Source organism: Polaribacter sp. Z022 (assembly GCF_023555495.1).
GTDB lineage: Bacteria > Bacteroidota > Bacteroidia > Flavobacteriales > Flavobacteriaceae > Polaribacter.
Window position 1 is genome coordinate 83336 of record NZ_JALCZO010000003.1, and the last position, 21332, is coordinate 104667.

The following is a 21332-nucleotide window of genomic DNA, read 5'->3' on the forward strand; positions in this document are numbered from 1 at the left end:
CTACTATTTTTTTCCTTTATTTTTTGCACCAGCGTGTCCTCTAAAAGAACGAGTTGGTGAAAATTCGCCTAATTTATGCCCTACCATGTTTTCTGTAACATAAACTGGTACAAACTGACGTCCATTATGAACAGCAATAGTTTGTCCAACAAAATCTGGAGAAATCATACTTGCTCTAGACCAAGTTTTGATTACAGTTTTGCTACCAGCTTCTACATTAGCCAACACTTTTTTCTCTAATTTATAGTGAATGTAAGGTCCTTTTTTTAATGATCTTGCCATAACTTAATTATTTCTTTCTACGTTCGATAATGTACTTATTACTAGCTTTAGTCTTAGATCTAGTCTTAAATCCTTTAGCAGGAATACCGTTTCTAGATCTTGGATGACCTCCAGAAGAACGTCCTTCACCACCTCCCATTGGGTGATCAACAGGGTTCATTCTTACAGCGTTAACTCTTGGTCTTCTACCTAACCATCTTCTTCTACCTGCTTTACCAGATACTAATAATTGATGATCAGAATTAGAAACAACTCCAATTGTTGCCATACATGTTAACAAGATTAATCTTGTTTCACCAGAAGGTAACTTAACTGTAGCATACTTACCATCTCTTGCCATTAATTGAGCAAAAGAACCAGCAGAACGAGCCATAACAGCTCCTTGACCTGGACGTAATTCGATACAAGAAATTGTAGTTCCTAAAGGAATTTCACTTAATGGCATTGCATTCCCAATTTCTGGAGCAATATCACTACCTGATACAATTGTTTGACCTACTTTTAAACCGTTTTGTGCAATTACATAACGTTTTTCACCATCAGCATAACTAAGTAATGCAATAAATGCTGTACGATTTGGATCGTACTCTATAGTTTTAACTGTTGCGGGTACACCTTGTTTATCTCTTTTAAAATCGATAATACGGTATCTTTGTTTATGACCACCTCCTATGTTACGAGTTGTCATTCTACCCTGACTGTTTCGACCTCCAGATCGTTTTTTCGGAGCAAGTAAACTTTTCTCCGGCTTATCAGTTGTTATGGTGTCGAACCCATTTACAACTCTAAAACGCTGACCTGGTGTTATTGGTTTTAATTTTCTAACTGACATTCTGTCTTTTCTTAAAGATTGTTATAAAAATCAATGCTTTCTCCTTCTGCTAACTGAACGATAGCTTTCTTATACCCACTTTTAATACCAGTTACTAAACCTTTTTTAGTAAACTTTGTATTTCTTTGAATAGGGTAATTTAAAGTCTTAACGCTTGTTATAGAAACTCCATATGCTTTTTCAACAGCATCTTTAATTTCTAATTTATTAGCTTTTTTATCTACAACAAATGAAAAACGATTAAATAATTCACTATCATTAGTTGCTTTTTCCGTGATAATAGGTTTTATTAAAATACTCATTTTGAATCCCTATTTACTTAAGTTTGTATTAATTCCTTCTAAAGAACCTTCAGTAACTACAACTTTATTAGCATTTAAAACACCATAAGTATTAATTTCTGAAGCTTTTACTACTTTAGAGTTTTTTAAGTTACGTGATGATAAATACACATTTGCATTCTCATTACTTAACACAAATAATGATTTCTTAGATTCTAATTCTAATGCTTTTAAAACATCTACAAAGTTTTTAGTCTTTGGTGTATCAAAGTTAAAGTCTTCAATTACTACTAAGTTTTTATCATTTGCTTGAATACTTAAAGCTGACTTACGAGCTAAACGCTTTAAGTTTTTATTCAATTTAAAAGAATAATTTCTTGGTCTTGGTCCGAACATACGTCCTCCACCTCTAAAAACACCAGACTTGATAGAACCTGCTCTTGCAGTACCAGTACCTTTTTGTTTTTTTATCTTCTTTGTAGAACCAGCTATTTCAGCTCTTTCTTTAGACTTATGAGTTCCTTGTCTTTGATTAGCCAAGTACTGTTTTACATCTAAATAAATTGCATGATCATTAGGCTCAATACCAAATACATCTTTAGAAAGTTCAACTTTTCTACCTGTATCTTTCCCTGTAATATCTAAAACTGCTACTTTCATTATTTCTGAATAGTTACAAAAGCATTTTTGTGTCCAGGAACAGCTCCCTTAACAACAAGTAAGTTCTTTTCAGCAACTACTTTTAACACTTTTAAGTTTTGAACTTTTACTTTATCTCCTCCCATTCTACCTGCCATACGCATTCCTTTGAACACTCTTGCAGGATAAGAAGCAGCACCAATAGAACCTGGAGCTCTTAATCGGTTATGCTGACCATGAGTAGCTTGACCTACACCAGCAAATCCATGACGTTTTACAACCCCCTGAAAACCTTTACCTTTAGAAACACCTGATACATCTACAAACTCACCTTCTTCAAAGTGATCCACAGTAACAGAATCTCCTAATTTATACTCCTCTTCAAATCCTTGGAATTCAACGACTTTTTTCTTAGCAGTGGTGCCAGCTTTTTTAAAGTGACCGTCTAACGCTTTGTTAGAACTCTTCGCCTTTTTGTCATCGAAACCAAGCTGCAACGCATTGTAGCCGTCAACCTCTTCGGTTCTGACTTGGGTAACAACGCAAGGACCTGCTTCGATTACTGTACAAGGAATATTCTTCCCGTTTTCATCAAATAAGCTGGTCATTCCAATTTTTCTTCCTATTAACCCAGACATTTAGTTAAAATTTTAGACGATAGATATATTTCCAGCGCGTCTATTATTAATAATTATTTGTTTGAAACCTATGTTTCTTTTAAATCCTTTGAGTTTAGTTCAAAAAAAACAGCATAAAAACTCGTTCTATACTGAATTTGTTTTTACCGTTTTTCCTTCGCGAAACGCTCTGGACATGTTACTATTATTGAGATTTTACTCAAAAAACAGCATCACCCTACTCTAATTCGGGTTGCAAAAGTATAAAAAACTTTCGGTTTAACAAAATTAAACCGAAAGTTAATATTTTACTTAAACTTTAATCTCAACTTCAACACCACTTGGTAACTCAAGTTTCATTAAAGCATCAATAGTTTTTGAAGAAGAACTATAAATGTCTAATAATCTTTTGTAAGCAGCTAATTGAAATTGCTCTCTAGATTTTTTGTTTACGTGTGGAGAACGTAATACAGTAAAAATCTTTTTATGTGTTGGTAATGGTATTGGACCGTTAACTACAGCTCCAGTACTTTTTACCGTCTTTACGATTTTCTCAGCAGATTTATCTACTAAATTATAATCGTAAGACTTTAATTTTATTCTAATTTTTTGACTCATCTTATATTATTTAGTCGATTAACCTTTAGATTTTGCAATAACTTCTTCAGATACATTTGAAGGAGTTTCTGCATAATGTGAAAATTCCATTGTAGAAGTTGCTCTACCAGAAGACATAGTTCTTAAAGCAGTAACATAACCAAACATTTCTGATAATGGCACTAATGCTTTTACAACTTTAGATCCATTACGATCACTCATGTCATTTACTTGACCTCTTCTTCTATTTAAATCACCAACGATATCTCCCATGTTCTCTTCTGGAGTTAACACTTCTAATTTCATTAATGGCTCCATAATTTTAGCTTTAGCAGCTTTAGCAGCAGCTTTATAACCTAATTTTGCAGCTAACTCAAAAGATAATTGATCAGAATCCACTGCGTGGAAAGAACCATCTTTTAAAGTTACTTTCATTGAATCCATTTCGTATCCAGCTAAAGGACCATTCTTCATTGCTTCTTTAAATCCTTTTTCTACAGAAGGAACAAATTCTCTAGGAACGTTACCACCTTTAATAATAGATTCGAACTGTAAACCTTGAACACCTTCATCTGCAGGCTCCATTGTAAATACAATATCTGCAAATTTACCACGTCCACCAGATTGTTTCTTATAAACTTCTCTGTGATCAGCAGCAGCTGTAATAGCTTCTTTATACTCTACTTGAGGTTGACCTTGGTTAACTTCAACTTTGAATTCACGTTTTAAACGATCTACAATTACATCTAAGTGCAACTCTCCCATTCCTGAAATAATAGTTTGACCAGAAGCTTCGTCTGAACGAACTGTAAAAGTAGGATCTTCTTCGGCTAACTTACCTAAACCTATACCTAATCTATCAACATCTGCTTTAGTTTTAGGCTCAACAGCAATACCAATTACAGGATCTGGGAAGTCCATTGATTCTAATACAATTGGGTGTTTCTCAGCAGTTAAAGTATCTCCTGTTTTAATAGATTTAAATCCAACAGCAGCACCAATATCTCCAGCCTCAATAAATTCAATTGCATTTTGCTTATTAGCATGCATTTGATAAATACGAGAGATACGTTCTTTTTTGTTTGAACGATTATTTAAAACATAAGAACCAGCATCTAAACGACCTGAATAAGCTCTAAAGAAAGCTAAACGACCTACGAAAGGATCTGTTGCAATCTTAAACGCTAAAGCAGCAAATGGCTCCTTTACATCTGGTTTACGAACTTCTTCTAAACCTGTTTCTGGGTTAGTACCTACAATTCCTTCTTTATCTACTGGAGAAGGTAAATAACGACAAACAGCATCTAATAAGAACTGAACACCTTTATTTTTAAATGCAGATCCACAAATCATAGGAATGATAGCCATATCCATTACAGCAGCTCTTAATGCAGCATGCACTTCTTCTTCTGTAATTGAATCTTCATCTTCCATGAATTTTTCTAAAAGATTCTCATCATAACTTGCAACTTCTTCTATTAAAAGCGCACGATATTTACGAGCTTCTTCTTTCATATCCTCAGGAATTTCGATAATATCGAAAGTAGCTCCTTGAGTTTCATCATGCCATACAATAGCACGGTTTTTCACTAAATCAATGATACCTTTAAACTCATCTTCGTCACCAATATTTAAAACGATTGGCACCGCATTTGACTTTAACATATCTTTTACTTGTTGACAAACTCCTAAAAAGTCAGATCCTTGACGGTCCATTTTATTAACGAAACCAATTCTAGGTACTTTATAGTTATCTGCTAATCTCCAGTTAGTTTCTGATTGAGGCTCAACACCATCAACTGCAGAAAACAAGAAAACTAAACCATCTAACACACGTAAAGATCTATTTACTTCTACAGTAAAATCAACGTGACCAGGAGTATCAATAATATTAAAGTGGTATCCTTTTGTATCTGGAGTTTTAGCTCCATTTTCAATTGGAAAATCCCATGTACAAGTTGTTGCAGCAGAAGTAATTGTAATACCTCTCTCTTGCTCTTGTTCCATCCAGTCCATTGTAGCAGCACCATCATGCACTTCTCCAATCTTATGAGAAACACCTGTATAATACAATACACGTTCTGTAGTTGTGGTTTTACCAGCATCAATATGTGCTGCAATTCCAATATTTCTTGTGAATTTTAAATCTCTAGCCATTTTTATTAAAATCTAAAGTGTGAGAATGCTTTATTAGCTTCCGCCATTTTATGAGTATCTACTCTTTTCTTAACAGCAGCTCCTTCTTCTTTAGCCGCAGCTAAAATTTCAGCAGCTAAACGCTGTGCCATAGTTTTTTCGTTTCTCTTACGAGTGTACAAAATCATCCATTTAATAGCCATAGATACTTTACGATCTGGTCTAATTTGCATTGGAATTTGGAATGTTGCTCCACCTACTCTACGAGATCTTACTTCTACGTGAGGCATAACATTTGACAAACCATCTTTCCAAATTTCTAAAGCCGATTTTTCTTCGTCTTCTCCTTTTCTTTCTTCTACGATATCCATTGCATCGTAAAATACTTTAAACGCTACTGACTTCTTACCACTCCACATTAAGTTATTCACAAAACGTGTAACTAACTGATCATTAAATTTTGGATCTGGTAATAAGACTCTTTTTTTTGCTGCTCTTTTTCTCATGTCTTTACATTAAAAAAGTTACTAATTTTACTTTTTTGGGCGTTTTGCTCCATACTTAGATCTTCGTTGAGTTCTTCCCTCAACTCCTGCTGTATCTAAAGCTCCACGTACCACGTGATATTTAACACCTGGTAAATCTTTTACCCTTCCACCTCTAACTAATACTATCGAGTGCTCTTGTAAGTTATGTCCTTCACCTGGAATGTACGCGTTTATCTCATTACCATTTGTTAATCTAACTCTGGCAACTTTACGCATTGCTGAATTAGGTTTCTTTGGTGTTGTAGTATAAACTCTAGTACAAACTCCACGCCTTTGAGGACAAGACGACAAAGCAGCCGATTTACTCTTCTTAGTTATTTTGGTTCTTCCTTTACGAACTAATTGTTGAATAGTTGGCATACTAAATTATTACTGTTTTTGTTTATAATTAAACTTTTGCTCTTTTTTAAGAGTGCGCAAATGTACGATTAATTTCTAATTATTCAAATATCAGTAAGTTATTTTTTCTTAGCATGAGAATTTTAAGGATTTTCTACGAAAATAATTTACTTTTGAAATCAATATCTTCTACTAAATTGAAACAAAAAAACACTTATTACATATATATAGTATTACTACTATTTAATATCCCCAACAATTCTGCTCAAGAATTAACATTAAAACTAACTTCTAAATTAAAAAGCGAAATAATAGTTTTAGATAAAATTGATTACAAGAAAACACACAAAGATTCACTTTCTCTTCAATCTGAACTAACAATTATTTCAAAATATTTAAAAACCTTAGGATATTTTACAAGCACAATAGATAGTATCAATAAAAAAAACGAAACTAGCATTGCTTTTTTCAGCCTTAATAACAAAATAAAAAATATTAAACTAACAACAACTCCACACTTAGAATTAATAAATTCAATATTAAAAAAAACTAAAGACACAATAACAATTTTACCAAAAGACCTTCAATCATTTTTAAATAAAATTTCTTTAAAACTTGACGAAAAAGGATTATCATTTTCAAAAGTTAAATTAAACAACATTTTAATCACCAATAACAACTTGTATGCTGATCTAGAAATTAAACACTCCAAATCTAGAAACATTAATAAGGTAATCATTAAAGGTTATGAAAGTTTTCCAAATTCATTTATAAAAAACTTCTACAACTTAAACCCTAACAATAAGTTCAATCAAAAAAAACTAAAAGAACTATCTAACAAAACTAAAAATTTGCAATTTGTTTCAGAAATTAAACCCCCTGAAACACTTTTTACTCAAGACTCTACATTTATATACCTTTATCTTAAGAAAAAACAAAACAACAGTTTTGATGCAAATGTAAATTTTGCCTCAAATGAAAATGGAGGACTACTTTTTAACGGAAATATAAACCTTACACTTAAAAACACACTAAACAAAGGCGAACAACTTGAGTTATTTTGGAATAGCGTAAATAACGAAAGACAGGAATTTAAAGTATCTACACACACTCCATATATATTTAATTCTAGAATAAGCCCTCAACTTGCTTTTTCTATCTACAAACAAGATTCAACTTTCACAAACATTAAACTTACATCAAAAGTATTATATGAAATTAACAATAAGATAAAGTTTGGATTTACATACAATACTGACACCTCTAAAAAACTTAATAACACTATTGCAAGTAATATATCATCTTTTAGTAATTATTTCTTAGGACTAAACTTTCAATACAAAAGCCTTAATAATGATTTTTTTCACAACAACAAATTCTTCATCGAACTCTCTCCATCTTTTGGAAAAAGAAGCATCAATACTAAAAAAACAAACCAACTTAAACTAGAAACTACAATTTCATATCTGCTTGAAATAAACAATAGATCTAGTGTATTCATAAAAAACAAAACAGGAATCCTAAACTCTGAAAACTTAATAAATAATGAACTTTTTAGAATTGGAGGAGCCAACAGCATAAGAGGCTACAATGAACAAAGTATCTTTACCGAGAACTATTCTTTTTTTAATTTTGAATACAGATATTTAACTTCAGAAAAATCCTACCTCTATACTATTTCTGATTTTGGAAGAATTAAAGCAAATTCAACAAAAAAAGATCTTTTAGGTTTAGGTATTGGATATTTATTTACAACGAATAATTCTCAAATTAACTTAAGTTCAGTCGTTTCAAAAACAAACAACCAAAACATTGATTTTAAAGACATTAAACTACTCATAAAATGGGTAAATTTCTTTTAACTTTATTATCAAAAACTCAATGACTTAACGGTTTTTTAAACATTATTAACTCTTTTTAACATTTTTCATTGCATATTCAATAATAATGATTGATATTTGCTTCAATTAATTCAAAATTATTCAATAATGAAAACAAAGTTTAAAGGAGTTTTAACGCTACTACTGGCGTTTGTTGTGCAAATTACTTTTGCACAAGAAAAAACAGTTTCTGGAACTGTATCTGAAGCTGCTGGTGCACTGCCAGGAGTGAGTATTGTTATTAAAGGAACAAACAAAGGTACAGAGACTGATTTCGATGGTAAATACTCAATTAGTGCTAAAGCAGGAGATATTCTTAGCTTCAGTTATATTGGTTATAAAACTGTTGAAAAAACAGTAGGTGGTTCTAATACCATTAATGTAACTTTAGAAGAAGATGCAAATGTATTAGAAGAAATTGTAATTACTGGTCAAGGTATTAAGAGAGAAAAGAAATCTCTTGGTTACTCTCAACAATCTGTAGCCGGAGAAGAATTACAAAAAGGAAAACAAACTGACATTAACAATGCTTTAGCTGGTAAAGTAGCAGGTGTACAAATAGTTGGTAATTCTTCTACTACTTTCGACAATTCTGACATTAAATTGAGAGGTGAAACTGGAGCTCTTTATGTTGTTGACGGTATTCTAATTTACTCAATTAGTGATATTAACACAGACAACATTGCTGACATGTCTGTTTTAAAAGGATCTTCTGCAACAGCAATTTACGGTCCTGCAGGTAGAAATGGTGTAATTATAATTACTACTAAAAGAGCAAAAGCTGGTAAAGCAACTTTTACTATTGATCAAGCAACTACAGTAAATAGAGTTGCAGCATTACCAAGTTACCAAAATGAATATGGTGGTGGTTATAGCCAAACTTTTAATACATTTAGTTATGACCCTGCACAAGACCCTGCTTCATGGGCTTCTTTTGATGGTGACAAATATCCAGACTTTTGGGCTGATGAATCATGGGGTCCTAAATTAGATGGAACACAAGTTCGTCACTGGGACTCATGGATTCCTGGAGGAGATGAATTTGGAAACACTAGAGCTTGGTCTCCTACCACAAGTGATGTAGAAGATTTTTATGAAACTGGAATTACAAGTAACACAAACTTTGCTTTTGCAAAAGCTGGTGATGATTACAATATTAGAACTTCACTTTCATTAATTGATCAAGGAGGTATAGTACCAAACTCTAACAGAAAAACAGTTAATTTTTCTGTTAATGCAACTTATGATATTACTGAAAAGTTTTCTGTTACAGCAAACATTAACTACCAAGACAGAAAAACTTTAAATAACCCTGATCAAAATTACGGAAACCTTGGATCTAACATGAACCAATGGTGGCAAAGACAATTAGATTTAGATCGTTTAAAAAACTATGATCAAAATGGACAAATTGTATCTTGGAACATTAGAGGACCGAGAGATGCTAGACCTTTATATTGGGATATGCCATATTTTCATTCTTATGAAAACACAAAAAACGATTATAAAAACTCAACTTTTGGAAAAATTAGTGGTACATACAAATTTAATGACAAGTTCAGTGTTCTTGGAGAAGTAAGAACTACATATAATTCTTATAGTGGAAATGATAGAGGTACAACTAAAAGTTTACTAGACCCAGCTTTTTATTCTGAATATTTTTGGACGAATGCTAAAGAACATTACTTTGGTATGGCAACTTATCAAGATAAATTTGCAGATGGTGAAATAGATTTTAACATTAGTGTTGGTGGTGAAATTGTTAACGAAACTTATAGATTTTCTGAAACAGAAACTCAAGGAGATTTATCTATCCCAGAATTCTACAATTTAGCTGGCTCTACAGATCCTTTAAAAACTACTACAGAATTAGAACAAACTAAAACTAGAGGTATGTTTGCTAAAGCTTCTTTTGGTTATAAAAACATGTTATATTTAGATGGATCTTTAAGATACGACTGGTCTTCAACTGCAAATCCTAATGATAATAGAATTCAAACATATGGAGTTTCTACAAGTTTCTTAGCTCATAAATTATTTGACAAAAATGAAACAATTACATTTGCAAAAATTAGAGCTGGTTACGCTACTGCACCTTATTTCCCAGATCCATATTTAGTTTCTAACACTTATGAAGCAGGTGATTTATATCAAGGAAATGGTACGTTATCTGTTAGAGAAGAACAAAGTAATCCACTTTTAGAAGGTGGTATTAGAAAAGAATTTGAAATCGGTACAGAATTAAGATTTATTAATAATAGAATTGGTTTAGATATTACTTATTTTGATCGTGTTGATGAAAATTTACCAACAGAAATCTCTTTAGATGGTTCTACTGGATACTCTGAAACAACAGTAAACTCAGGTAAAACAACTTCTAAAGGTATTGAATTAGGTTTAAGTGGTACAGTAATAAAAAGCGATAACTTTAGCTGGGACTTAGCAGTTAACTTTGGTACATTAACTAAAAAAGTTGTTGAGATATACCCTGGTATCGAGTCTTATGATATAAGTACTTATACTTCTAACATGAAATTACAAGCTCGTGTTGGAGAAGAATATGGTTTATTCTATGGAAATGATTTTGCAAGACATACAGATGGAAGTATCATCTTTACAAGTACTGATAATTTTGCAAGACATGCTAATAAGAAACTAGGAAGTCTTTTACCTGATTTTACAGGAGGTTTAAGTACTACTTTATCTTATAAAAACTTTGATTTATTCTTAGGTTTTGATGGTCAAAAAGGTGGTTTATACTACTCTAGAACAGAAAGATATATAGATCACTCTGGTTTAACAGATTATACTGCAGGATTAAATGACAAAGGAAATCCTTTAAGAGACCCTGTAGCAAATGGTGGTGGTATTCATATTACTGGTGTATTACAAACAGGTACAGACGCAAATGGAGTTCCAATTTCTGATGGTACAGTTGTAGACAAATACATAGACCCACAAGATTACTATAATTTAGGAAATCTAGGAAACATATATGCTAATAACGTACATGATGCATCATACTTAAAATTAAGAACTGTTAAATTAACTTATAACTTTAAACCAGATGTAGTTGAAAAAGTAGGATTATCTGGAGCACAATTAAGCTTTTTAGCTAACAATGTTTGGTTAATCTATTCAGACTTACCATGGGTTGACCCTTCTGAACTTGAGAAAAGAGGTGGAGTAAACTGGGCTGAAAACGGTACTTTACCAATGACTTCATCTTACGGTCTTAATTTAAAATTAACTTTCTAAAAAAAAATAACATGAATAATATATTTAAAAAAGCAATATTATTATTATGTGTGTCATTTATCTATAGCTCTTGTGAAACTGTTGATTTTGGAAACACTAATGATAACCCTAATGGACCTACTGCTGCTGTTACTTCACAATTATTAACAGAAGCACAAAAAGTAGTATCAGAAATTGGAACTGATATTTCTGGAACTCTATTTACACAACAGATAACTGAAGGGCAATATCCAGCACAATCTAGATATGCAACTTTAACATATAATTACAATGACTATTTTACTGGTTCTGTACAAAACTTAAATGAAATCATTAAGTTAAATACAGATCCTGCTACTATGACTCAAGCAGAAGCATTTGGAGACAATAATAATCAAATAGCTACCGCTAAAATTCTAAGAGCATTTGTACTTCAATTTATGACAGATAGTTGGGGAGCTTTACCTTGGTCAGAAGCATTTCAAGGAATAGACAACCCACAACCTAAATTTGATACTCAGGAAGAATTGTATAATACTATGTTCGCTGAAATAGAAGAAGCATTAGGATTAATAAATTCTAATACTGGACCTTCTGGTGATATTATTTTTGGTGGAGACATGAGTCGTTGGAGAATATTTGCTAATTCATTAAAGATGACAATGGCTTTAAGAATTTCTGATGTAAACCCTTCTTTAGCAAAAACAAAATTTGAAGAAGTAATAGCTTCAGGAAATTATATTAAATCTAACGCAGCAAACATAGAATACAACTATACTTCTGATGATGCTGGAGATAGCCCTTGGCATGATAGATTTAAAACTAGAGAAGATTATATTTTATCTGACGCAATGATGGAGTCTTTAAGAACTAACTTAGATCCAAGATTATTTAAATATGCTGAACCATCTAAAACTGGTACAGCTGCAAACCCTTTATTTCCTGGTAATGCTGATGCTGCTTATGTAGGAGCTCCTGATGGTAAAGTAAATGGTAATGTACCTGATTTTTCTTTTCCAACTGCAACTATAATATATGATGAAACATATCCAACTCCAATTTATACTTCTGCTCAAATAAAACTTTCTATGGCAGAAGCAGCTTTAAAAGGATGGAATGTTGGTGGTTCTACTGCTGCAACTTTATTTAGTGAAGGAATTACAGACTCTATGACTTATTGGGGTGTAGATGCAGCTGACATAGCTACTTATTTAGCTGCTCATACATCATCTACTATAAATGATATCGCATATGAAAAGTGGATTGCTTTATATTTAAACGGGCAAGAAGCATGGTCTGAATGGAGAAGATTAGATGCACCTGCGTTAACTCCTTCTGAGTTTGCTGGTGATCCAAGAATTCCAGTAAGATTAGCTTATGATTCTTCTGTACAAGATAACAATCAAGCTAACTATTCTGCTATTATAAGCATACAAGGTCCAGATGACCTTCACACTAAATTATGGTGGGATAAAAACTAGTAAATAGTAAAATTTAACTATTAAAAAAGAGCTGTAAAATAATTTTACAGCTCTTTTTATGTTAAAAAATTGTTTATTTAAGTTTATTTTAAGACTTTTGGCTTTAATTAATTCAAATAATTATACAATGAAGACAAAGTTTAATGGATTTTTAACGCTTTTACTAGCGTTAGTAGTGCAAATTTCTTTTGCACAAGAAAAAACTGTTTCAGGTACTGTAACAGATGATTCAGGCCCTTTACCAGGTGTTAGTGTATTGGTTAAAGGTACAAACAAGGGTACAGAATCAGATTTTGATGGTAAGTATACTATTAAAGCTAAAAAAGGAGATATTTTAATATTTAGCTATTTAGGATATAAAGCTGTTGAAAAAAGTATCGGAACTAGCAGTACTATGAATGTTAGATTAGAACAAGATGCAAGTATTCTAGAAGAAGTTGTTATTACTGCTTATGGTACTCAGAAAAAAGAATCTTTAACTGGATCAATCTCACAAGTAAAATCAGAAGAGTTTGCAAAAGTTGCTTCTGGTAGTGCTGTAACAGGTTTAACTGGTAAAGTAGCTGGTGTTCAAATTTATTCAAATTCTGGTCAACCAGGAGCTGCTCCAACAGTAAGATTTAGAGGTGTTGGTACTCTTACAGGTTCATCTGCACCACTTTATGTAGTAGATGGTGTTCCTTTTAACGAGTCTATTACTTCAATTAACCCAAATGATATTGAGTCAATGTCATTTTTAAAAGATGCTTCTGCTGCAGCTTTATATGGAAACAGAGGTGCAAATGGTGTAATTATTGTTACTACTAAAAAAGGTAAGAAAGGAAAAGTACGTGTAAGTTTTGATAGTAAAACTAGTTTTACTAGTAGAGCTATTAAAGATTACGATGTAATGACAGATGCTGGAGAGTATTATGAAGCATATTGGGCAATGATAAAGAGTGACCAAATGGTTGGAGGAGCTACAGAAGCTGATGCAGGAGCTTATGCTTCTCAAAACTTAATTGATGGTGCTGGTATAGGTTTAGTTTACAACGTATATGGTGGAGACAGAAACACTGTTGTAGACCCTGTAACAGGAAAAGCTAGAGGAGGAAACCAATTATGGGAATCTGATTGGAGAGATCAACTTTTTAATGATGCGAGTGGTGTTCAATCTACTTATTTAAGTGTTTCTGGAGGTGGAGATAAAATTTCTTACTTCTTTTCTTTAGGGCATGAAGATAATGAAGGTTTTAATGTAAACACTGGATTTAAGAGATATACTATTAAATCTAATTTTGATGTTGATGTTACTGAAAACTTAAAGACAGGTTTATCTTTTTCTTATGCAAATAGATTCCAAACTGGTACTTTAACAAATAATATTACAGGTAACTTTGCTTGGGTAAGAGATTTAGCACCAATATATACTACATTTGCTAGAGATCATAATACTGGTGAATTAGCTTTAGATAATGCAGGTAATAGACAATGGGACTGGGCAGAAGTTACTTCTCCTAATGCTGTAGCTGGAAGACCAGTTAATGGTTTTTCTAACCCACATGCATTACAAACGTTAAACATAAATAACTCTGATAGAGATAACATGTCTACTAGAGCTTATGCAAGATATAATTTCTTAAATGATTTTACATTTACTTACAACTTTGGTGTTGATTACAACTTTTATAGAACTGTAAATTACACTAATAAAATTGTAGGTAGTGCAACAAGTACAGATGTTAATGGTAGAATTAGTGAAGTATATGGTAAACGTACTACTTTTACAAACCAACAATTATTAAATTGGAACAAAACAATAAAAGATGTTCACAATATTGATATTTTATTAGGTCATGAAACTTCTCAATTATATGGTACTTTTATAAGAGGAGATAAAAGAGATCAATTTATCTCAAGTGATACTTCTTTAAGTTTATTTGCAGAGAATGATGGTGCTGGTAACTTAACTGGTGGACCAACTGAATATAACCTTGAAGGTTTCTTTGCTAGAGCATTATATGATTATGATGGTAAATACTTCATTAATGGTAGTATTAGAAGAGATGGTTCTTCTGTATTTCACCCAGATAATAGATGGGGTAACTTTTGGGGAGCTGGTGCTGCTTGGAGAGTTTCTCAAGAAGATTTTATGTCTGACATTTCTTGGATATCTGAGTTAAAACTTAAAACAAGTTTCGGACAACAAGGAAATGATGTTGTAAATTATGATAGAACTACAGTAACAAGAAACTATGCTCCTTATTTAGACCAATGGACTCTTGTTAGTGATGGATCTTCTTTTGCTCCAGAAAAAAATGATTTAGGGAATAAAGATTTAAAATGGGAAACTTCAGAAAACTTAAATGTTGGTTTTGAATTGAACATGTTTGATAATAGATTAAGAATAGAAAGTGAATATTTTGTTAGAAAAATTACTGACTTGATCTTTAACAGACCTTTACCTAACTCTACTGGTTTACCTTCTGTTCCAGAAAATGTTATGGATATGCAGAATAAAGGAGTTGAATTATCTATTGGTTATGATATTATAAACAAACAAGATTTAACTTGGACAGTAGATTTTAATGCGACTTCATATAAAAATGAAATAACAAAAATGGCTCCAGGTAGAGAATTTATTGATAATGGTATATATCGTTGGACAAAAGGTGGAAGTGCTTTTGATTTCTACACATATAAATACGTAGGTGTTAGTGAAACAACGGGTCATGCCATTTGGGAAACAACAAAAGAATTTGAAGCTGATGGAGTAACTCCAACTAATGGTACAACAGAAGATAGAGGTACTGCTACTGAATTCGAAATTGGTAAATCTGCTTTACCAGATGTTTATGGTGGTTTTTCTACTTCATTAACTTATAAAGCGTGGGACTTTAATATTGCATTATCATACCAATTTGGAGGTACTGCTTTTAATTCTATTTATAATGATGGTTTTACTGGTACTGTAGGAGATAACTTCCATAAAGATTTCTGGAAAACTTGGAGAGCAGATAATACAACTGGAACATTACCTAGAGTATTTGATGGTACATCAAGTTATAATACTTCAGATTTATTTTTAATCAGCTCTGATTATATTAGTTTAAATGACATTGCAGTAGGTTATACAGTACCAGCTAATATTTCTAACAAAATTGGTTTAAGTAGTGTAAGAATATATGGTGTTGCTAATAACGTAGGATTATGGAAAGCATCAGATATACAAGGTTATGATCCAAGAGCAAGTTCTACAGGTGGTACAAATTCTGTAAGATATGCAGCTTTGAAAACATACACCTTAGGATTAACAGTTAACTTTTAATTTTAATTTTAATTTTAAAAAAAATGAAAAAAATATTAATATTAACAGTGCTTTCAGTATTCATGATGGCCTGTTCAGATGAATTTGTTGATGCAGATTTAGAAAACATAGTAACAGATGATGATATTGCTAAATTAGCAGAAGAATCTCCTGAGGCACTTTTAAACATTGCTAGTTCTTTCGATGTAAGTACTGTAAACAATTTAAGAACATTTGGAGTTGCAGGTGATAATGGTCATGCAGATTACGGACAAAAATCTATCGATTTAATAATGGATGTTATGTCTAATGACATGATTGATTCTAATAATGGATGGTGGTATGATGAATATTACAAATATAATGCTAGAATAGATGAAACTCGTTGGACTTCTGTAATTTGGAATTACTACTATACAATTATTAAAGGTAGTAATCAAACAATTAGTTTAATTGGTGGCATAGATCCAAACAAATTAACAGATGATCTTAAATATGTTCTTGCTAGATCTAAAGTAATGAGAGGTTTTTGTTATTACCAATTAATTCAAATTTATCAAAAAGGACAACCAGCTATGTCAGATGCAGGAATTCCTTTAGTAGATCCAACAGCTGATTTAATTAACGGTCCTGGTTTTGGTAGATTAACAGTACAAGAAGTGTATGATCAAATTGAAAAAGATTATACAGAAGGATATAATGAACTTGCTGGATATACAAGGACAGATAAAACAGCAATAAACCAAGTTGTAGCTGCAGGATTTTTAGCAAGATTTATGTTATTAAAAGGAGATAATATCAACGCTATAAAATATGCTAAAATTGCTCAAGGTGGTGGTAGTTTAGCAGGTAATGGAATTATGGATGGTTTCCAAGACATTAATAACCCTGAGTGGTTATTTGGAGCTGATATTAATGCTGATACTACTTCTTACTATGCATCTTTCTTTTCTCAAATGCAATCTTATTCTCCAGCTTTTTATGGTGCAAATGGATATACACCTGGATACCCAGGTCAGTTAGGACATCATAGAACTGCTGATGTAAGATTATACAATGCAATTTCTGCTACAGATATTCGTAAAGGTTGGTTTGGTTATGATAATGGAGCAATAAAGACTGCATTTCCTGATCAAATTTACAACTACAAGTTTTATGACAACACATTTTTTGAAGCTGACTATGTATTTATGAGAGTTGCTGAAATGTATTTAATTGAAGCTGAAGCTAACGCAAATGAAGGTTTAGATGTACCTGCTGCTGCTGCATTATATAAATTAGTTTCTGATAGAGATCCTAGTTATACATTATCTAGTAATACTGGTTCTGCTTTAATGGATGAAATTAGATTACATAGAAGAATTGAATTATGGGGTGAAGGATTTGGTTTATTAGATATGAAAAGATGGGGTGTAGGTCTTATTAGAGACTTCCCAGGTACTACTCACTTAGATATACCAAGTGTATTTTATAATATTCCAGCTGGAGATTTTAGGTTTACTTTCCAATTACCTTTAGATGAAATAAATTTAAATGATGCTATTACTGAAGACGATCAAAATCCATAGATCTTAATCATAATAAACAAAATAAAACCACCTCTTTACGAGGTGGTTTTTTTATGCTCTAAAATTAACATACATTTGCAAAATGAATGACAACAATACTACAGAGACTACAAATATTTTTGGAATTAGAGCTATTATAGAAGCTATAGAAAGTGGTTCTACCATTAATAAAATATACTTGCAAAAAGGTTTAAGAGGAAGTCTTTTTTATGAACTTGATAAGTTAATAAAAAGCAATAAACTTACTACAAGTATGGTTCCCGTTGAAAAATTAGATAGGTTATCAAAAAGAAGTAATCATCAAGGTGCTGTTGCACAAATTTCTCCTGTAGAATTTTATGACCTTGAAACGTTAATTGAAAAGACTATTGATGACAAAAAAACTCCTTTATTTTTACTTTTAGATCAATTATCTGATGTTAGAAATTTTGGAGCAATTATTAGAACTGCAGAATGTACTGGTGTAAATGGTATTATTATTCAAAAAAATGGAAGTGCACCTGTAAATGCTGAAACTATAAAAACATCAGCTGGAGCTGCTTTTAAAATTCCTATTTGTAAAGTTGACCATATTAAAGATGCTTTATTTTTATTACAAGCATCAGAAATTAAAACTGTTGCTGCAACTGAAAAAACTGAAGATTCTATTTTTGATATAGATTTTAAACAACCAATAGCTATTGTAATGGGTTCTGAACATAGAGGTGTTAATCCTTCTATATTAAAAATGGTAGATTTTAAAGCTAAATTACCATTATTAGGTGAAATAGCTTCTTTAAATGTTTCTGTTGCTTGTGGAGCTTTCCTTTATGAGACTGTTAGACAAAGAATGAGTTAAAACTCCTCTTCTACTCTTTCTTCTACTTTTGGGGGTGAAAAATTTCCATTTTCATCAAATAGTAAATCAAAATCTGTTTCTTGAAAATGATGCTGTTCTTTAACAATTCCTTTTTTCCTATAAATTATTGATAAGATAAAGCCTGTTAAAAATCCAGATAAATGTCCTTCCCAAGACATACCATCTTTAATAGGCAATACATACCAAATCATACTTCCATATAAAAATATTATTATTAAAGAAAGTGCTACTAATCTGTAGTGTTTTTTTATAATTCCGCTAAAAAAAATAAAACTAAAAAGAAGATAAACTATACCACTTGCACCAATATGAAAAGATTCTCTTGCAATAACCCACGTTAATAATCCTGTTAGTAAACCTCCAATTAATAAAACTTTATAAGCAACTTTTTTATAAAAGTAAAAGAGACTGCTTAAGAGAACGAATAAAGGTATAGAATTATTAAAGAGGTGATTGGTATTACTATGTATAAAATGTGTTAAGAAAACTCCTCTAAAACCAACAAAAGTTCTTGGATAAACTCCAAATTTGTTAAAATTAAAATCAAAATTGATTTCAATCCAATAAATAACCCAAATTGCAATTACATAAATAATTGGAATAAGTAAAAAAGATGTAGATTTTTTTAATTGATTCTCATTTTCCATCAGATTAAAAATAACAAAAATCTAACCAAATAAGAATTTTACAAATTCTGTCAGAAATCTTTATTATTTTTACTGTATGAATGAACCTTTGGCAGAAAGAATTAGACCCAAAACACTTGATGATTATATAAGTCAACAACATTTAGTTGGTAAAAATGGTGTTTTAACAAATTTAATTAAACAAGGTATAATTCCTTCATTAATATTATGGGGACCTCCTGGAATTGGTAAAACCACACTTGCAAACATAATTGCAACTGAGTCTAAAAGACCTTTTTATACATTAAGTGCTATTAGTTCTGGTGTAAAAGATGTTAGAGAAGTTATAGAAAAAGCGAAGAAAAGTGGAGGCTTATTTACTGCTAAAAATCCAATTTTATTTATAGATGAGATTCACAGATTTAGTAAATCTCAACAAGATTCTTTATTAGGAGCTGTAGAAAAAGGTTGGGTAACTCTTATTGGAGCTACAACAGAAAACCCGAGTTTTGAAGTTATTCCTGCCCTACTTTCACGTTGTCAGGTATATATTTTAAATTCTTTTGATAAAAACGATTTGATTGCTCTTATTCATAGAGCTATAGAGAAAGATGAGTTTTTATCAACCAAAAAAATAATTTTAAAAGAAACTGATGCCTTATTACAAGTATCTAGTGGAGATGCTAGAAAGTTATTAAACATTTTTGATTTATTAGTTTCTACTGAAGAAGAAATTGAAATTACGAACGAATTAGTTTTAGAAAAAATTCAGAAAAACACAGTTAGATATGATAAAACTGGAGAGCAACATTATGATATAATTTCTGCTTTTATTAAATCTATTAGAGGTAGTGATCCTAATGGGGCAGTTTATTGGCTAGCAAGAATGATAGAAGGTGGAGAAGATGTAAAATTTATAGCAAGAAGATTACTAATTGCTGCTTCTGAAGATATTGGAAACGCAAATCCCACAGCTTTAATTTTAGCAAATAATACTTTTCAAGCTGTATCTGTAATTGGAAATCCAGAATCTAGAATTATTTTAAGTCAATGTGCTGTATACTTAGCAAATTCGCCTAAAAGTAATGCTTCTTATATGGCTATTAATCAAGCAATTGATGTTGTAAAAAAAACTGGAGATTTATCTATACCTCTTCATTTAAGAAATGCACCAACTAAATTAATGAAAGACTTAGACTATGGTAAAAATTATAAATATTCTCATAGTTATCCTAATAACTTTATAGAACAAGAATTTTTACCCGAAGAAATTTCTGGCACTAAATTATATGATCCAGGAATGAATGCCAGAGAAAATAATTTTAGAGAAAGTTTAAAAAAAAGGTGGAAAACGAAATATGATTATTAAAATTTAATATTATATTTTTTAGCAATAAAAGTATTGTTTTCATAATATTCTGCAATCCAACTTGTATCACTTTTATATAAAATACCGTTTTTACTTTTAATTATAAAAACATCTTTTACATTTGTATTTAATACTTGAAAAAGTATTTCTGGCTTTGTATTTACTAATTGAAAACCATTAGGTTTAGTTTGCGCATACAAGGTTTCAACATTTAAAACAGTTTCTTGTTTTGTAATGTCTTCTTTTACTAAAGGAATGCTTTTTTTAACAGGCAAAACTTTTGTAACTACAGTAGTTGCTTTTATTTTGTTTTCTTTTTTAGGCTCATACTTATATTCTAAATCTGACATAGTACTGTATGCCATTCTAATAGCTTCATGGTATGATTTTTTAAAATCTTTTTCTTTACTTTTTCCTTCTTTAGAAGTATAGATAGTCTGCCCATAACAATCCTTTAAGGCAATTATTGTTTTTACTGAAAATAAACTAGAGTTTTCTGTAACATTAGCAATTAAAGCCAAACATCTATTAGCAACTAATTCTTCTGGTAAAGTTTCATTACTTAAAAATACTGTAAAGCCTTTTTTCTTTAATAGAAACTTAGTTAATGAACTTGTTTGATATTGATCTGCATGCTTTAAAAAATCGAATTTATTAGAAACAATTACATACTTATAATTACTAATTTGTTCATTTTGACTATAAGTAGATATTGCTATAAAAAACAATAAACTAAATGCTATTTTTTTAATCAT

Annotated in this window: 18 protein-coding genes; 7 read left to right on the forward strand and 11 right to left on the reverse strand. The window is 31.2% G+C overall.

All coding sequences use genetic code 11. From position 1 onward, the window contains the following. Window positions 1-3: 3 nt before the first annotated feature. From rpsS to rpsL, 9 genes are all read right to left on the reverse strand, one after another. Window positions 4-282 (reverse strand): 30S ribosomal protein S19, encoded by a 279-nt coding sequence (gene rpsS, locus MPF13_RS07275; protein ID WP_237588110.1) that lies wholly within the window; start codon window positions 280-282, stop codon window positions 4-6. 7 nt (window positions 283-289) lie between these two features. Beyond that, window positions 290-1114 carry a 50S ribosomal protein L2 gene (gene rplB / locus MPF13_RS07280; protein ID WP_249981696.1) on the reverse strand — a complete coding sequence of 275 codons (825 nt, stop codon included), beginning with the start codon at window positions 1112-1114 and terminating at the stop codon, window positions 290-292. 11 nt (window positions 1115-1125) lie between these two features. Then, window positions 1126-1416 carry a 50S ribosomal protein L23 gene (gene rplW / locus MPF13_RS07285; RefSeq protein WP_249981697.1) on the reverse strand — a complete coding sequence of 97 codons (291 nt, stop codon included), beginning with the start codon at window positions 1414-1416 and terminating at the stop codon, window positions 1126-1128. 9 nt (window positions 1417-1425) lie between these two features. Beyond that, window positions 1426-2055 carry a 50S ribosomal protein L4 gene (rplD, locus tag MPF13_RS07290; protein ID WP_249981698.1) on the reverse strand — a complete coding sequence of 210 codons (630 nt, stop codon included), beginning with the start codon at window positions 2053-2055 and terminating at the stop codon, window positions 1426-1428. Then, complete coding sequence (rplC, locus tag MPF13_RS07295; protein WP_249981699.1) at window positions 2055-2672, reverse strand: 50S ribosomal protein L3; 618 nt, start codon at window positions 2670-2672, stop codon at window positions 2055-2057. The genes rplD and rplC overlap by 1 nt, the downstream gene beginning before the upstream one ends. Window positions 2673-2963: 291 nt before the next feature. Next, window positions 2964-3269 carry a 30S ribosomal protein S10 gene (rpsJ, locus tag MPF13_RS07300; protein WP_068363283.1) on the reverse strand — a complete coding sequence of 102 codons (306 nt, stop codon included), beginning with the start codon at window positions 3267-3269 and terminating at the stop codon, window positions 2964-2966. 18 nt (window positions 3270-3287) lie between these two features. Next, entirely contained in the window at window positions 3288-5405 is a 2118-nt protein-coding gene (gene fusA / locus MPF13_RS07305; protein ID WP_249981700.1) for an elongation factor G, read from the reverse strand. Window positions 5406-5410: 5 nt separating this feature from the next. Continuing rightward, window positions 5411-5890, reverse strand: a complete 480-nt coding sequence (gene rpsG / locus MPF13_RS07310; RefSeq protein ID WP_249981701.1) for a 30S ribosomal protein S7 — start codon at window positions 5888-5890, stop codon at window positions 5411-5413. A 27-nt stretch (window positions 5891-5917) separates the two neighbouring features. Next, window positions 5918-6292, reverse strand: coding sequence for a 30S ribosomal protein S12 (rpsL, locus tag MPF13_RS07315; RefSeq protein ID WP_018943587.1), 375 nt, complete (start codon window positions 6290-6292; stop codon window positions 5918-5920). 152 nt (window positions 6293-6444) lie between these two features. On the opposite strand from rpsL, the gene MPF13_RS07320 reads away from it, so the two are divergent. The 6 genes from MPF13_RS07320 (at window position 6445) to rlmB (ending at window position 18561) form a co-directional block, all read left to right on the forward strand. Then, the gene (locus MPF13_RS07320; RefSeq protein ID WP_249981702.1) at window positions 6445-8133 is read left to right on the forward strand and encodes a ShlB/FhaC/HecB family hemolysin secretion/activation protein; all 1689 of its coding nucleotides are present in this window, start codon (window positions 6445-6447) and stop codon (window positions 8131-8133) included. A gap of 126 nt (window positions 8134-8259) precedes the next feature. Beyond that, the gene (locus tag MPF13_RS07325; RefSeq protein WP_249981703.1) at window positions 8260-11409 is read left to right on the forward strand and encodes a SusC/RagA family TonB-linked outer membrane protein; all 3150 of its coding nucleotides are present in this window, start codon (window positions 8260-8262) and stop codon (window positions 11407-11409) included. An 11-nt stretch (window positions 11410-11420) separates the two neighbouring features. Next, on the forward strand, window positions 11421-12869 hold the full coding sequence (locus tag MPF13_RS07330; protein WP_249981704.1) for a SusD/RagB family nutrient-binding outer membrane lipoprotein: 1449 nt from the start codon (window positions 11421-11423) through the stop codon (window positions 12867-12869). Between the two features lie 127 nt (window positions 12870-12996). Continuing rightward, entirely contained in the window at window positions 12997-16176 is a 3180-nt protein-coding gene (locus MPF13_RS07335; protein WP_249981705.1) for a SusC/RagA family TonB-linked outer membrane protein, read from the forward strand. A 23-nt stretch (window positions 16177-16199) separates the two neighbouring features. Then, on the forward strand, window positions 16200-17723 hold the full coding sequence (locus MPF13_RS07340) for a RagB/SusD family nutrient uptake outer membrane protein (RefSeq protein ID WP_249981706.1): 1524 nt from the start codon (window positions 16200-16202) through the stop codon (window positions 17721-17723). Window positions 17724-17805: 82 nt separating this feature from the next. Continuing rightward, window positions 17806-18561 (forward strand): 23S rRNA (guanosine(2251)-2'-O)-methyltransferase RlmB, encoded by a 756-nt coding sequence (gene rlmB, locus MPF13_RS07345; protein ID WP_249981707.1) that lies wholly within the window; start codon window positions 17806-17808, stop codon window positions 18559-18561. Here the strand turns inward: rlmB and MPF13_RS07350 are convergent. Further along, the gene (locus MPF13_RS07350; protein WP_249981708.1) at window positions 18558-19229 is read right to left on the reverse strand and encodes a rhomboid family intramembrane serine protease; all 672 of its coding nucleotides are present in this window, start codon (window positions 19227-19229) and stop codon (window positions 18558-18560) included. The genes rlmB and MPF13_RS07350 overlap by 4 nt on opposite strands. A 76-nt stretch (window positions 19230-19305) precedes the next feature. On the opposite strand from MPF13_RS07350, the gene MPF13_RS07355 reads away from it, so the two are divergent. Continuing rightward, window positions 19306-20577, forward strand: coding sequence for a replication-associated recombination protein A (locus tag MPF13_RS07355; protein WP_249981709.1), 1272 nt, complete (start codon window positions 19306-19308; stop codon window positions 20575-20577). Here MPF13_RS07355 and MPF13_RS07360 read toward each other — a convergent pair. Beyond that, entirely contained in the window at window positions 20574-21332 is a 759-nt protein-coding gene (locus MPF13_RS07360) for a hypothetical protein (RefSeq protein WP_249981710.1), read from the reverse strand. The two genes, MPF13_RS07355 and MPF13_RS07360, sit on opposite strands and share 4 nt — an antisense overlap.